General features: G+C 36.4%; 14 protein-coding genes. All 14 read right to left on the bottom strand.

Annotated elements, in window-relative coordinates; genetic code table 11:
• Nucleotides 1-76: 76 nt before the first annotated feature.
• Entirely contained in the window at nt 77-1,294 is a 1,218-nt protein-coding gene (locus KB235_RS04700; protein WP_246514396.1) for a lipopolysaccharide biosynthesis protein, read from the bottom strand.
• Nucleotides 1,294-2,589: a hypothetical protein gene (locus tag KB235_RS04695; protein ID WP_211780564.1), complete on the bottom strand. Its 1,296-nt coding sequence runs from the start codon at nt 2,587-2,589 to the stop codon at nt 1,294-1,296. Before KB235_RS04695 ends, KB235_RS04700 begins: the two co-directional genes overlap by 1 nt.
• Before the next feature lie 3 nt (nt 2,590-2,592).
• Nucleotides 2,593-3,765 carry a glycosyltransferase gene (locus tag KB235_RS04690; protein ID WP_211780563.1) on the bottom strand — a complete coding sequence of 391 codons (1,173 nt, stop codon included), beginning with the start codon at nt 3,763-3,765 and terminating at the stop codon, nt 2,593-2,595.
• A gap of 25 nt (nt 3,766-3,790) precedes the next feature.
• Nucleotides 3,791-4,984: a glycosyltransferase gene (locus KB235_RS04685; RefSeq protein ID WP_211780562.1), complete on the bottom strand. Its 1,194-nt coding sequence runs from the start codon at nt 4,982-4,984 to the stop codon at nt 3,791-3,793.
• Nucleotides 4,944-5,534 carry an acyltransferase gene (locus KB235_RS15750; protein ID WP_211780561.1) on the bottom strand — a complete coding sequence of 197 codons (591 nt, stop codon included), beginning with the start codon at nt 5,532-5,534 and terminating at the stop codon, nt 4,944-4,946. The genes KB235_RS04685 and KB235_RS15750 overlap by 41 nt, the downstream gene beginning before the upstream one ends.
• A gap of 16 nt (nt 5,535-5,550) precedes the next feature.
• Complete coding sequence (locus KB235_RS04675) at nt 5,551-6,606, bottom strand: glycosyltransferase family 4 protein (RefSeq protein ID WP_211780560.1); 1,056 nt, start codon at nt 6,604-6,606, stop codon at nt 5,551-5,553.
• Nucleotides 6,603-7,733, bottom strand: a complete 1,131-nt coding sequence (gene wecB, locus KB235_RS04670) for a non-hydrolyzing UDP-N-acetylglucosamine 2-epimerase (RefSeq protein ID WP_211780559.1) — start codon at nt 7,731-7,733, stop codon at nt 6,603-6,605. The genes KB235_RS04675 and wecB overlap by 4 nt, the downstream gene beginning before the upstream one ends.
• Nucleotides 7,734-7,741: 8 nt before the next feature.
• Nucleotides 7,742-8,854, bottom strand: coding sequence for a polysaccharide biosynthesis C-terminal domain-containing protein (locus KB235_RS04665; protein WP_211780558.1), 1,113 nt, complete (start codon nt 8,852-8,854; stop codon nt 7,742-7,744).
• Nucleotides 8,851-9,873 (bottom strand): polysaccharide biosynthesis protein, encoded by a 1,023-nt coding sequence (locus KB235_RS04660; RefSeq protein ID WP_211780557.1) that lies wholly within the window; start codon nt 9,871-9,873, stop codon nt 8,851-8,853. Before KB235_RS04660 ends, KB235_RS04665 begins: the two co-directional genes overlap by 4 nt.
• A complete protein-coding gene (locus tag KB235_RS04655) occupies nt 9,866-11,122 on the bottom strand; it encodes a glycosyltransferase family 4 protein (protein ID WP_211780556.1) in 1,257 nt (418 codons plus the stop codon). Before KB235_RS04655 ends, KB235_RS04660 begins: the two co-directional genes overlap by 8 nt.
• The gene (locus KB235_RS04650) at nt 11,109-11,762 is read right to left on the bottom strand and encodes a sugar transferase (RefSeq protein ID WP_211780555.1); all 654 of its coding nucleotides are present in this window, start codon (nt 11,760-11,762) and stop codon (nt 11,109-11,111) included. Before KB235_RS04650 ends, KB235_RS04655 begins: the two co-directional genes overlap by 14 nt.
• Nucleotides 11,763-11,779: 17 nt before the next feature.
• On the bottom strand, nt 11,780-13,663 hold the full coding sequence (locus KB235_RS04645; protein ID WP_246514336.1) for a polysaccharide biosynthesis protein: 1,884 nt from the start codon (nt 13,661-13,663) through the stop codon (nt 11,780-11,782).
• 15 nt (nt 13,664-13,678) lie between these two features.
• Nucleotides 13,679-14,578, bottom strand: a complete 900-nt coding sequence (gene galU, locus KB235_RS04640; RefSeq protein WP_276514418.1) for a UTP--glucose-1-phosphate uridylyltransferase GalU — start codon at nt 14,576-14,578, stop codon at nt 13,679-13,681.
• Between the two features lie 216 nt (nt 14,579-14,794).
• On the bottom strand, nt 14,795-15,562 hold the full coding sequence (locus KB235_RS04635; RefSeq protein ID WP_211780554.1) for a tyrosine-protein phosphatase: 768 nt from the start codon (nt 15,560-15,562) through the stop codon (nt 14,795-14,797).

The raw sequence follows: 15,562 nt of genomic DNA, 5'->3' as shown, positions 1-15,562 counted from the left end.
TATAGTTGAAACGATCAGGAACTTAAACAACAATTTCAATTTTTTAGTATGTTAATTTATCGATTCAAAATTATATTTACTTTCCTAATTCTTTTATCGTTTTTTTATAAGCTATAGTCATGCTTATCAGATAAACCAGAGCCCCAATAATTTTCGAAACAATAAGTCCTGCAATTCCCAAAAATGGTATTAATAATGCTGATATTGATACTAGGGATACTCCCGATAAAATTGACCCATTCCGAATTTTAGTTCCTTCTCCTTTAGCGCTTAAAAATTTATTCAAATAGTCTCCTAATCCAGTCATCGCGTAAAATATAATTAAAACATTCGCGTACTTAACAGCACCTCTGTAATTTACTCCAATAATATATTCTATGAAAAAATTCAAAAATATATAGTAGAGTACACAAGTTCCAAACGTTAACATAGCAGTTCTAATAAGCTCATTATTATTAATGTGAGTTGCTTTTAAATTTCTCTTAAAATTGACTATTCCAAGTGTAGAAGCAACATATGCAATCGGAGAAGCAAGACTCATACCTAACGCAAATAGTCCGTACTCCTCCAAACCAGCTATCGTAGCTATTAATAAGCTTAGAAATTGAGATGCTGATACAGCCACTAAGGATCCTAAATAGAGATTAAATCCATACGTTTTATTGTTCTGTATTATCTTTTTATTTAAACTTTGCGTATTAAACTTGACCCCTTCTTTGAAGATAAACATTAATGAGATTACGTTAAAAATCAAGTATGAAAAAACAACCTGTTCACCACTTAAACTAATACCTAACAAGTATGATGCGCTAAATAATATGCTCATAAACAATTGAGGGAGTATTGTTAATGCCGCATAATATCCCATTTCGTTTTTCCCTTGTAACTTTTGTTGTGCAAAAAAAATTAGAAGCATAACTGACACTGTCCAAGATGCGAGTTTAATATATTCTGGTATTGAGAAAATTTCGAATTGTTCACCGGTAAAAAACAACAAATAGAATCCTAACAATAACGTAAAAGAACAAATAAATATTATTTTTAGACCCAATCCATTTAAGCTTTTTAAATCAGATATACTTTTGGAAGCTGCATACTCTCTTCCAAAAGTATAGTGAAATCCTAGATGCGAAATAGTAGCAAACAGCTGTAAAGCAATTAAATAGGCTTTATAAAATCCATACTCAGAAGTAGCCATAGTATGGGTTGCTAATACACTAATTAAAAAACCTGACATTAATGTAGTTAAGTTTCCTGATAAAACCAAAACATATTGCTTCGAAGTTTTACTCATCACCTTCTAATTTTCCTTCCTGTTATAACATAAATAACACTTAATGTAATAATTCCAATCAAAGCTGATCTCGATTGGAATATTTGAGCATTTGCCGGAAGATAAACCATTTGAATAAATAACTGTGCTAAAAAAGCTAAACTATAAACATCTTTGTAAACGCTAAATCTTTTTTCAACTTTGGATAAAATATATCCAAAAAAGAACATTGCTAATGGCAGAAATAAAAAAGATGTTGCTGAGGCAAACCAAACGTAGGCTGTTGACCAATACATTCCATTCGGCCACCCATATGAGGCTTCAATTTGAGACATGTAGGTTTTAGTCATTAACTCTATGCCTAGATATTGCCTTGCATAATCCATTAATGCTCGTGAAAAACCTAGCCCATAAGTATTTTGAAAAGAAGTTTCTAAAGAAAATGCTAAACCTGTATAGCCATGGGAGACATACACACCCATTCTGTCTATAGTGCTAACTAACCCTACGTTATTAAAAGTCATAACATCGAAAAATGTGTCCTCTCTTACAGTCGAGAAATTAGAAAACAATTGATTTTGAGAACTCATTCCTTTAGTCTCGTCTCTACTTTGTTGAATAGCACCAAACATTGTTAAAAATAATAAAATTACTATTAAAATCTTTTTCTTATTTGTTTCTTCCTTTTTTTTAGATGGACTATGCACATATTTTTTTAAGATAACACTAAGAATATATATAATTACAATGTCTCCAATATTCTTACTGATCCCCATATTGAGAGCTGCAATCATATCTATCAAAATAGTTACAAACAACAAAATCTTTCCTGATAACTTCAAAGAATTAAAGAAAACAAAACCAATTGGATATGCGAATAAAGTAAGCCCCCAAAACAGTGTTCTGATTTGCATTCCTAAAGCAGATTCGTCTTTTCCAAAATCTAAACGTTCATAATAGTTACTTCCTAGAGATTCAAAAATATTAATGACATTAAATTCACCTAAGACAGTGACAACCCATATTACTTGAAAGATAATTATAGATAGACAACTTATTACAAATAATTTATAGTAATCCGTTTTAAGTACTCTACTATCTTCTCTCTCCTCTATTACTTTTCCATTATTTAATTTCTTTTTAAAAGTAAATTCATACTTAAAATAGTATCCCATGTTCAAGGAGACCAATAGTATAATAATCCACAAAAATAGTTTAGAATATGAAGGTATTTCCCAATCATACCGCCCGAAGAAATAGTAAAATATTGTAAATAGAGAGTATATATTTATAAAAGGCATTATTTTTTTATTCATCTATTAAATCTCCAGCATTTTTTGACATATACTAACAGAACCGAACGATTTAATTGCCACTTCTTTTCCTTGTTTTCCAACCAGTAGAGAGCTATCATAATTCTCTATGACTTCATTGACTTTACTTGCAAACAAATATGGATTGTTCGGCTCTACCATAAATACATCTTTTCCGTCTTCTAAGTATTGATCTATTTCACCTGTTCTTGTAACAATCACAGGTGATCCTGTTAATAAATACTCTCCTAGTTTGATAGGAAAACCACCTTCTGAGTATTCTGTTTTTCTTCTAGGTAAAACCATTACGCCTTCGTTAATAAGACTCGAAGAAACCTCTTCAGCTAAAAGTTTCCCTTTCCAAATAACGTCATTTTTTAAATTTAGTTGCAGAGCTATTTTTTTTATTTTTTGTTTTAATTTTTCAGATCTGAATTCACCAATTATTATTAAACTCCAATCCCTATTCTTTTCTTTCACATGACTATAGACGGTTAATAAATCAATAAGTTCTTCTTCATAATTTAAAGTCCCCATATAAACAAGACTCTTATTTTTTTTTGTTTTCAACTCTAAATGATTATACATATTTTCATTAACTATAATAGGTAACACACTTATCTTTCCTTTGTAACCAAATGATTGTAGTTGATTCTTTAAATATTTTGTAATTACAATCATTGAAGAAAAGAGAGAGTATAGTATTTTTTCTTTTAATTTCCAAAAAGGATTCTTTATTCTTTGTTTATCAGCCTCACTAGATTCAGTTTTAATTCCTATTAATGGAATTTTAAGTACTTTACATAAAAGTTGAATAGATAATACAGATAATAAATAATCTGGAGAATAAAAAAATATTCGTTCTATTTCTCTTCTATTTTTAAAAATTTCGGTTAGTGTACGTATGCATGAAAAAAGATACAAAAAAATCCTTGCAAAAAAAAATCTACTTGTATGAACTCTTTTTGACATATATTCATAATTTACTCCATCATATACACCATAAATATTATCATTTATTGCCGTATTTTTATCAGGTTCTTCAGAGGGTCTTAATAATAATACTTTCGTAAAGTATCCCTTTTCTACAAAACCTTTACTATACTTTCTCAATATACTTGAGGCCCCATAACCATGAGGAAATCCTGCTCTAGCTGTAATTATTAAAATTTTTTTCATACTTCCTCCAGTATATAATTTATTTTCATTTTAAAACTTTATCAATTAAATCAATATAACCTAAGCCACACTCTTCTGAACTAAATTTTTCCGCTCTTTTCTTTGCTTTTTCTTTGTATAGTTCCAACTCACTTGGATTTTGAATAAAATTCAACATTGCGTCTGCTAATATTTTCTCTTCTTTAGTAAAATATCTAGAATCCCAAATTTCATCAAAGTTGAACGCAGGTGCTAAAATTCCATACTCTGCTTTTTTGTATGTATCAAATTTTAAATCCGACTTAATCGTATCCGAAAGAATTTCTCTTGGTCCAGAATTGCAATCAGTAGAAATAATAGGTTTACCACAAACCATTGCTTCCACCATTGAGTTTGGGAACCCTTCAAATAAAGATGAGGTAACATAGACATCACTGGCAGCAACAAAATTAAAAGGGTTTTTTTGTGATCCCACTAATAACACATTATCTTTTAAACCTAATTCACTTATTAATTTACTTGCTTTACCTTGGGTTTCGTCTCTACCCACAATAACTAACTTTGTTCCAGGATGAATATCATTCACAATTTTAAAAGCTTTTATTAGATGCCAAAAGCCCTTTTGATAAGTGTTTCTACCAACACTTACAAAATTAAAATTGTTGTTTAAAACCAAATTATATTTTTCTTGGAGTTGAACTTTCTTTAACTTTTCTATTTCGTCATTATCGTAAGGGTTGTAAATTGTCGTTATTTTATTTTCATCTATCTTGTAAGTGTGAACAAGATCTTCTTCAATTTTCTTAGATACGCTTATTATTTGATCAGATTTTTTGTATAACTTAAAGATAATGGAATTTATCAATTTATTTCTTCTAGAAAAATTGTAATTTCTAATTGATATAATTGTCTTACATTTTTTATCCGAGGATAAAATGTTAATAACATTTGGACTATCCATAAAGCTAATCACAGCATCAAATTTATACTTCCTTTTGGTTTTCTTCATTAGTATTATACGCTTAAAGAAAGTAAGCAATTTTAATAAAACACTTGAAGTATTTGCCTTTAGATTTAGGTTAATTATAGGCACGTTAATAGGATACTTAAGATACGTGTCTTCATACACTATTACATGAAGATCATACTTTTCGTTTAATATATAAGTTAATCTTGATACTACTCTTTCTGCACCGCCTTCATTTATCGAAGGAATGAGAATACCCACTTTTTTCTTCATTTTTTGCGCTCCTCGGTAGCTGCTTTAGTAGCTTAGCAGGGTTTCCAGCGTACATTACATTTTCAGGTATACTTTTAGTTACCACACTTCCAGCTCCAACAATTGAATTATTTCCTATTTTAACGCCCTTAAGAATACAGGAATTTGCACCTATCCAAACGTTATTTCCAATTATTATTCTTTCAGTTTCATATTTTTTATCGGTAGATACAAATGTATGATTATGATCATATATATTTACACTTGGACCAATTGTTGTGCCTGCACCTACCTCTATTGAATCATATGCGACTATATTACAATTTCTATTTATATAAACGTTTGATCCCAGTTTTAATTCGCCTTCATTTGCTCTAATTAATGTTCCGGATTCAATACCACATTTGTAACCAATCTCTATCCGTCCCTTGTTTGACGATGAAATACTAGCAAAGGGAGATATTAATACTACTTTTGAAAACTTTAGAGCACCAAGATAAATAATATTTGTTAATGGCAATCTAAATAAATTGTACAAAATTGTAATTACCAATTTTATTTTACGTAACATATTCTTATCTCCATTATTATTTTTCGTATTCATCGACGTATAAATCTACAATCCTACGTTCATTGTAAAAATTCTTTACTTTTAATACGTTCCATTCTGATTGTCTCTTTCTTAATTCCGGGTCATCATTTAACTTATTAATTGCATTCACTAATCCTTGAACATCTTTTATACTTACAACTATTCCTCCTTTATCTTCGATCATATCTTTATTTGCAGCCCAATCTGAAACAACGCAAGGAAGTCCTAACGCCATAGCTTCAACTAAAGCATTAGAAAATCCCTCCCCAGGAAAGTATGTCGGGAAAATGAATAGATCTGAAGTTGCAAGCTCTTCTTGTACTTCTTTTTTATTTTTTTCCCCTAACAAAACAACATTTTCCAGAAAAATATTTGAAGAAAAATCCGAATCATGCTTTCCAACTAGATGAAATTTAATTTTCGGTAATTTTTCAGCAGCTTTTATAATATCATTGCAACCTTTTTCTTCTATAACCCCACCAACATAAACTATCTTGCTTATTTTTGGTGATATTTCTTTAAATCGAATAGATTCGGTTATATTATTTTCTACAAAGTTAGGAATTATAACCGTTCTTTTCCTAGAGTGTTTTATCGAAAAATTATATGATTCTTTATTTAATACTATTAAAGAATCACTCATGTTACTTAGAATTTTAAATAAAAATAGGTTGATTTTCCCAGTGCAGATATTTGGGATTGTACATCTATAATGAATTATAAATTTTTTTCTAAATAACTTGGTAAGACTACAGGAACCTATTTCTCGTAGCATACTATTTGTACTTGCAGGAATGCACGCATGAACCACTCTAGTTTCTTTATCAATTAATTTAAATAGTAAATTTTTCCATATACCAAAAGTTCTTACTACCTCTTTTTTTAAATTGATTTTTGATTCTTTTCCAAAAACTTTTCTATCTCCTATGAGTTTTTCATCAACAACTTCAATTTTCCAGCCGTTTTTTAATGAAGCTCCTTGCATTCTTAAAGTCCAACTAGCTATCCCTCCTGCAGGCGGAGGGATTGGGGCTAAAATAATTACTTTCATAAACTTTTTTTCCACACAGTTCTATTAACATAATCAGTGTACGATACGATTATTTTAAGAACTTTTTCTGAAACATTTGGCATTGTGTAATCAGCTACTGGTAATGAACATTCAGCATTTTGATTCATTATAATGCTTACACCCTGAAGAATCGTATTTTTATTTACACCAACCATCATTACAGTAGCTTCTTCCATAGCTTCTGGTCTTTCATGAGCCTCTCTAATGTTCAAACTTTTCAATCCCAATATTGAAGTTTCTTCACTAATTGTTCCACTATCACTAAGTACGACTTTAGCATTAATTTGAAGATTATTGTAATCTACAAATCCTAGCGGTTTAATCAGTTTTATATTGTCATGAAATTCAATTCCCTTTTCATTAATCATTTTTTTAGTCCTTGGGTGGGTACTTACTATAACTGGTAAGTTGTGATTTTCTGCAATAGCATTTAATGATTCCACTAAAGCGAAGAACTTTTGCTCATTTCCGATATTTTCTTCTCTATGAGCAGAAACTAAGAAATAATTATCCTTTTTTAAATTTAAACGGTGAAGCGCATCAGATTTTTCTATATCATTTTTTTTTGAATCTAGTACTTCATACATAGGACTACCAGTCTTAATAATACGATCAGCAGGCAAACCTTCTCGGAGTAAGTATTCTCGAGCAATGTCACTGTAAGTTAAGTTTATATCCGCAATGTGATCTACAATTTTACGATTAGTTTCCTCTGGAACGCGTTGATCGAAACAACGATTTCCTGCCTCCATGTGAAAAATCGGAATTTTGCGTTTCTTAGCTGCAATTGCGCATAAACAACTATTTGTATCACCTAAAATTAAAACTGCTTCTGGCTGCACCTCTTCTAAAATAGGGTCAATTGCAATCAAAATATGCCCTATTGTTTCCGTGGCTGTTCCATTAGCTGCATTTAAAAAATAATCTGGTTTTCTAAGATTAAAATCTTCAAAGAAAACTTCATTTAATTCGTAATCATAATTTTGCCCAGTATGAACTAGTACATGATCAATTGCTTCAGATTCTTCTAATTTATTTATAGTTGCAGATAAGCGAATAATTTCTGGTCGAGTTCCTACAATAGTCATTACCTTCATTTTTTTCATAAATGTAATTAAACCTCCGTATAATATGTATCTGGATGTTGAGAATCAAAAGGTTCATTAACCCACATAAGGGTAACCATATTTGATTCTCCTAAATTTTCTATATTGTGTGTATATCCTACAGGAATATCTACCACTTCTAATTTACGTTCACTCACAAAATACTCAATAATATTGTCAGAACCAATTTTTCTAAAACGAATCACGCCTTGTCCACTAACCACTAGAAACTTTTCATTCTTTGTATGGTGCCAATGGTTACCTTTAACAATCCCGGGTTTAGAAATATTAACTGATAATTGCCCTCGATCAGGAGTTCGAATAAATTCCGTGAAAGATCCCCTATCATCCACATGCATAGTCAAGTCATATGAAAAATCATCCTCTGGCAAATAGCTCAAATAAGTGCTATACATTTTTTTTGTTAAATTTTGATTTAATTGTGGAACTGATAAATCATTTCTCGATTCTTTAAATGTATTGATTAAATTTACTAACTCCCCTAATTTAACTTTATAAGTAGGAGTAATTTCGTATAATACAGAGGTTTCATTAAAGCTAGACTTCTCTAACAAACTGATTAGTTCTTTAACGACGTCATCGATATATGCGACTGTTAGTTCGGTTTCTGTATTATTTACTTGAACAGGAATATCCCGTGCAATATTATGGCAAAATGTTGCAATTACACTATTATAGTTAGGCTTGCACCATTTCCCGAACAAATTTGGAAAACGATAGATTGCAACTGGAGTTTGATTTTTTTCTCCATAAGCTTGAACAAAAGATTCCGCTTTTTTTTTGCTTTCTCCATAGGGATTAGATAACTCCGCTTGGACCGAAGATGCAAACATCACTGCTGGATTATTTGGATTCTCATTTAATAAATGAAGCAATTTCTCTGTAAATTCTGTATTGCCTTTAATAAATTCCGTTTCTTTTTTTGGTCGATTCACCCCTGCGAGATGATAAACAAATTCAGCTTCTTGAGAAAACTGTTCTAATTCAGATTCAGACGTGTTGCGATCACATAGTAATAATTCGTCATAACCCTGATTTCTAAGTTGTTCAACTAAATTTCTTCCTAGAAATCCGTTCGCGCCGGTAACAAGGATTTTCATAGTCTAACCTTCTTTTGAAGTTCTTTTTTAACATATTCTAAAGTCAACAAACACTCTTTAATCTGCTCAATTGTTAACCGCTCTGTATTATTTGAATTATATTCAGTTTCTTGTGTCAATTGTTGGTCTCCTTCACTGAAATACTTATCATAATTTAAATCTCGGGTATCAGCTGGAACTCGATAGAAACCACCCATGTCTTCAGCAACAATATGTTCTTCTCGAGTCAATAATGTCTCGAAGGCCTTCTCTCCATGACGTGTACCGATTACTTTGATTTCATTATCTGCTTCAAATAGTTCTTTTAAAGCGATTGCTAAGTCCCCAACTGTAGACGACGGAGATTTTTGAACCATGATGTCACCGGCTACTGCATTATTGAATGCAAACACAACGAGCTCTACCGCTTCTTCTAAGCTCATCAAGAATCTCGTCATGTTCGGGTCCGTGACAGTTAACGGTTCACCTTTCTTAATTTGTTCAATAAATAAAGGAATAACCGATCCACGAGAAGCCATAACATTCCCGTAACGAGTGCCGCAAATTAACGTTTGAGTCGAATCAATCGTACGTGCTTTCGCAACAAATACCTTCTCCATCATCGCCTTTGAAATCCCCATCGCATTAATTGGATACGCCGCCTTATCGGTTGAAAGGCAAATTACTTTTTTGACACCAACTTCGATTGCAGCATTTAAAACGTTCTCAGTCCCGAGGACATTTGTTTTTACTGCCTCTAACGGGAAAAATTCACATGATGGTACTTGTTTTAGAGCAGCCGCGTGAAACACGTAATCTACACCGTACATCGCATTCTTGACACTGTTTTGATCACGAACATCCCCAATATAAAACTTTAACTTTTCGTTTTGATATTTTTTACGCATGTCCTCTTGTTTTTTCTCATCACGTGAGAAAATACGGACTTCTTTAATATCAGTTTCAAGGAAACGTTCCATTACTGCATTTCCAAATGACCCTGTCCCTCCAGTAATAAGCAACGTTTTATTATTAAACATAGTTAGTCTCCTTTACAATTTCGCCACTTTCTTTAAGTGGTTGATTATTTAAATATCTATCCATTTCATTCATTAATTTGTTTTTATCAAAGTGATTTTTTGAGTACGCTGTCGCATTATCTCTAAGCTCGTTCATGTCGCTCTCGTCTTTCCCTAAAAAGTTTAGAAGCAGTTCAACTTGACTACTGATATCTTTTTGATTTGCCGTATAACCGGATTGAGATTCCTCGATAATATGTTTCGCTTCTCCTCCGACTAAACCATATATCGGCATTCCTACAGAAAGATATGTCTGTAGTTTTGCTGGTATCGTTTTATCAAACAAAGGATTCGGAGAAAGCGATAATAGTGCGATATCATGCGACCGAAGTATTGATGGTATTTTTCCTGAAGAAACCCGGCCTGTGAACGTAAACATAGAGGTGAGGTTTTCATCATCTATCATACTCATTAAAGTATTTTTGAAACGTCCTCCACCTACTAAAGTGAAGTGGATACACTCTTCATGTCCTAATTGTTTTAACTGCCGTGCTAATGGAACTAGTTGCTCTAAACCTTGAGCTTCTCCGATATTACCTGTAAAAACAACAGACAGTTCATCTTTTACTTTCTTCTTGTGTAACAAGTTAATTTGAACTTCCTCAGCATATTGCGGCCAGTAAAATACTTTATTTTTTTGAACACCACGCTCCAAGATAGCTTCTACAAAACTGTTAGATGTCGTAAAGATTCGATCACAGTTAGAATAAATGTAGTCAACCATCTTTCCAATTGGCACAAGGATTTTTTTAGACTTAATTCCAGTTACAATTTCTACGTTTTCCGGCCATAAATCTTGAACATAGATATGGCACGGAATTTGATTTTTCTGCGCAAACCATACCCCAGGTAATGCTTGTGTCATCGGTGACACCTCAAAAATAAATACACTATCTGGTTTTAATCGTGAAAATTTCGACCAAATAAAGCCTGAAGCAACAAAAGAGAAATAATTTAAAATAAGCGAGAGTTTTGAGTTCCCTCTCGGAATAATAGGTAATCTAATAATTTCTGCACCATAATAATTTTCAGTACGCTTATCAAAAAAGTTGTATCCTTCGTAAAATTTGCCCTCAGGGTAATTAGGTATACCAGTAACTACAGTCACTTTATAGCCTTTTTTCACCCATTCCTTACAAATTTCATTAATTCTAAAGTTTTCAGGAAAGAAATATTGACTGATTACTAAAATATGCTTATTTGTTGTCATGCTTCTCATCCTTATTATGTTCCATCGTTGAAGCCACCTCTCTGAGCATAACTCCAGTACCACCTTCTAGTACTCCTTTGCTCCGCACTACACTCAGCAAAGTTCCTAAAAAACAACGAACGTCCATCCAAAAGGACATTTTTTTGATATAATCCCCGTCCAATTTTGCTTTTATTTCAATCGGTAACTCATCTCTACCATTAATCTGAGCCCATCCTGTTAAACCTGGTAACACACCATTTGCACCGTACTTCTCACGTTCTTCAATCAAATCATATTGATTCCAAAGTGCGGGGCGTGGTCCAATCACGGCCATCTCTCCTTTAAGGATATTAATGATTTGAGGCAGTTCATCGAGACTCGTTTTCCGAAGAAACTTACCGACTTTCGTAATGTACTGCTCCGGATCACCCAACAAATGCGTAGGTGTGTCTTTCGGTGCATCGATTCGCATCGTTCGAAACTTCAAAATATTGAAGTGTGACTGAAGAAGTCCGACTCGTTTTTGTTTGAAAAATACGGGTCCTTTCGACTCGAGCTTAATCGCAATCATGATTCCAATAAATAACGGTGCCAGTATAATCAGTCCAATTAACGACAATATAAAGTCGATTTTCCGCTTCTGTTCGATATACTTCATCCTTCACACTCCATTAGTTAAACTGTTTCTTTTAAATCATCGTGTTTCACGGAATCGAGACAATCATTCGCCCAATTGACAAGATAAAGACTGAGCGCTTCACCCGTCTTCAATTTATTCATTCGCGCAAGCTTCCCTTCCAAATCCGCCTCTTCGGTCACGATGCCCGTAAAGATTTTTGGATACACCGCCTCGGGATGGACCTCTCCTTCTTTCAGCAGCTCTTCAAACATCTTCTCACCTGGGCGAATTCCGCTAAAGGCAATTGAAATTTGTTCTTCAGAAAAACCGCTCAACTTGATCATGTTACGCGCTAAATCTACAATCTTAACCGGTTCGCCCATATCGAGCACGAACACTTCTCCACCATCGGCAAGTGTTCCCGCCTGAATGACAAGGCGACTTGCCTCAGGGATGGTCATGAAGTAGCGTGTCATGTCCGGATGTGTGACCGTGACCGGACCACCCTTCTCAATTTGTGTTTTGAACAACGGAATGACTGAGCCACGGCTACCTAACACATTTCCAAAGCGGACAATGGCATACTTCGTTTGACTACTCTTTGCTAAATTTTGAACGACCATTTCAGCAATACGTTTTGTCGACCCCATCACGTTCGTTGGATTAACGGCTTTATCCGTTGAAATCATCACAAATCGATTTGCCCCAAACTCATCTGCCATCTCAGCGACATTTCTAGTGCCATAGATATTATTCTTAACAGCTTCATGCGGGTTTGCTTCCATTAAAGGGACATGCTTGTGCGCTGCCGCATGAAACACGAGGTGCGGCGTGTGCGTCATAAAGACATCACGTAACCGCTCGACGTCTTGCACATCAGCGATGACCGGAATGAGTTCGACATCTACCTTCAGTTCACGTAATTCACGTTCAATCAAATAAATGCTGTTCTCACCGTGCCCAAGTAAAAGCAATCGTTCCGGACTGAATTTCAAAATTTGACGACAGATTTCGGATCCAATCGATCCACCAGCACCTGTCACCAACACCGTCTTCCCTTCCACTTCCGACTGGATACCGGAAATGTCGAGTTCGACCGGCTCACGACCAAGCAAATCTTCAATCGACACTTGACGCATCTGATTGACAGCCACTTTTCCAGCTGCGACTTCTTCAATCATTGGAAGCGTATGCACGTTCGTACAGACTGTCTTCGCTCGCTTAATGATGGCGAGACGCTCTTGATAGCTCATCGATGGGATTGCAAAAACAATTTTATCGATCGCCTCGTTCTCGACGACTTGTTCTAATTGCTCAATCGTCCCGACAACACGTACCCCATTGACCGTCAACGTTTGGAGATGACGATTGTCATCAATAAATGCGACCGGGTTCATCCGATGGTTATCCGACTGTTGGATTTGTCGAACCAACATGCGTCCGGCTTGTCCGGCCCCGATGACGAGCGTTCGTTTCACATCTTTCCGGCGTTTCATATTGCGGCCGAGAAAAATGGAGTATTGCTGCTGTTTCCACGTGATGTAGACGCGTGAGCCTAAACGAATCCCTCCAAGCATAAGAAGCGACAAACAAAAGCTTAGGAACAACATCCGCTCCATCGCCTCACCGTATACCGCGAATTGAATGAGCAGTAACGTGACCGTACTCATGAATAATGTCGAAGCGAGACGGATCGCCTCGGACATGCTCGCGAAGCGCCATGCGACACGGTACAACCGGCTCACTCCGGCCATGACGATAAAGAGGGCGCTATAAAGGAATGCAGACTCTAAAAAGTGGTTTTGATCGATATTTTGAATGAATTCAACTGGATATAAGAAAAAATAAGTCAGTACCATCGACGACAAAATTGCGATGATATCAAGCGTGACCAATAGACCGGTCCGTAAAGATTTACGACCGAGTTCAGGAATCGACAATCGGTTTCCCTCCCCTTACTTGACTGCGTTCACCGCAGTTTGTTCTTCGACTAATTGCGTGATCATCTTCAAGACGTCGTCTCGAAGGTCGTCACGGTTCAACGCAAATTCGAGCGTCGTCTGGATAAAACCGAGCTTCTCACCGACGTCATACCGCTTGCCGTCAAACTCGTAGGCAAAGACACGTTGTACTTCATTTAATCGCGTGATGGCGTCCGTCAGCTGAATCTCTCCGCCCGCACCCGCATCTTGCGTCTCTAAAAACTTAAAGATTTGGGGCGTGAACAAATAACGACCGAGAATAGCCAAGTTCGATGGTTCCGTCCCAGGTGCCGGTTTTTCGACGAATGACTCGACTTTATGTAACCCGCCTTCAAGCGTCGATTGAAGGTCGACAATCCCGTAACGATGTGTCACGTCACGCGAGACCGGTTGCACGCCGATAATCGAGCTTTCCGTTTTATTGTATTGCTCAATCAATTGCTTCGTACACGGCACATCCGCCTGGACGATGTCGTCGCCAAGCATGACGACGAACGGTTCATCGCCAATGAACGCTTTCGCTTGCAACACCGCATGACCGAGTCCCATCGGTTTCGATTGACGGATGAAGTGGATGTTAATATTCGTCGTCTCTTCGACGAGCTTCAAAAACTCCGACTTTCCTTTTTCGATCAACGTCTGCTCGAGCTCGGGCACGGAATCGAAGTGATCTTCAATCGCACGTTTGCCTTTCCCCGTGACGATCAAGATATCCTCGATACCCGACTCAACCGCCTCTTCAATGATGTATTGAATCGTCGGCTTGTCGACGATCGGCAACATCTCTTTCGGCATCGCCTTCGTCGCCGGGAGGAAACGTGTACCGAGACCTGCCGCCGGGATAACGGCTTTTCTCACTTTTTTGATTGTCATGATACTCCTCCTCTGTATATGAAACTATTAATTGTCTAAACCACATAAAAAAGGATGCATTTAACATCCCTTGAAAATTATAAATTAAGGTTATCACGTTATAGCGTCTTTAAAAACCAATGTTAGGGAATTAAAACCTAAAATCGTTCGACAACTGTCGACAAAAATCACACTCATACACCGTATGTCAAGAGTTTTTTTGTCATAAGATAGAAATTATTTCTTCCATTTACCTCTCCAGTTCTTTGTCGGAAGAACGGGCGGGTCGATAAAGATGAATTCGTCTTTCACGATCGCCTCGGCGTTCGTCATGTACGTCTCCCACTTGTCTTGACCGAGCTCTTTCGTGACGACCGTCTCGACGTCCGTCCAGTAGAACGTGCGGCGACCGGTGCTATGGGCATCGGAGGCGATCAAATGACTGAGTCCGTTCCGAAGAAACGTGAAGGCGAGCTCTTGCACGTTCTGGCCAAACTCTCCGGTTAGGCTCGACGTCGTGATCTGTGACAATGCGCCCGACGAGACGAAGTCCATGAGCCGCTTCGGGTTCGTCGCGAACTCTTTGTTTCGCTCAGGGTGGGCGATGACCGGCGTGTAGCCTTCCGTCTGTAGACCGAAAAACAACTGCTCGGCGTAGGCCGGCACCGAGTCGCTCGGGAACTCGACGAGGACGTAGCGTGACCCGGCGAGCGAGAGCGCCTCGCCTTTCTCGAGTGAGGCGACCAAGTCACCGAAGATGCGAATCTCTTGGCCCGGGTATAGATCGAGCGAGATGCCCTCTTTATGGAGGATCGTCTGTAACGTCGAGGCGGCGTGTTGGACGTTCAACTCACCCGTCTCGAACTGGGGGTGAAACGCGTGGGGGGTGACCACGATCGCAGTCACCCCTTCGCTTGCTGCGCGTTTCGCCATTTCAATCGCTTGCTCGACCGTCTCCGGTCCGTCATCGACGGCCGGGAGGAGATGACAATGGATATCAATCAT

The organism is Exiguobacterium alkaliphilum (genome assembly GCF_018138125.1).
In the GTDB taxonomy this organism is placed as follows: domain Bacteria; phylum Bacillota; class Bacilli; order Exiguobacteriales; family Exiguobacteriaceae; genus Exiguobacterium; species Exiguobacterium alkaliphilum.
This window is presented reverse-complemented; position numbering and strand designations above follow the sequence as displayed.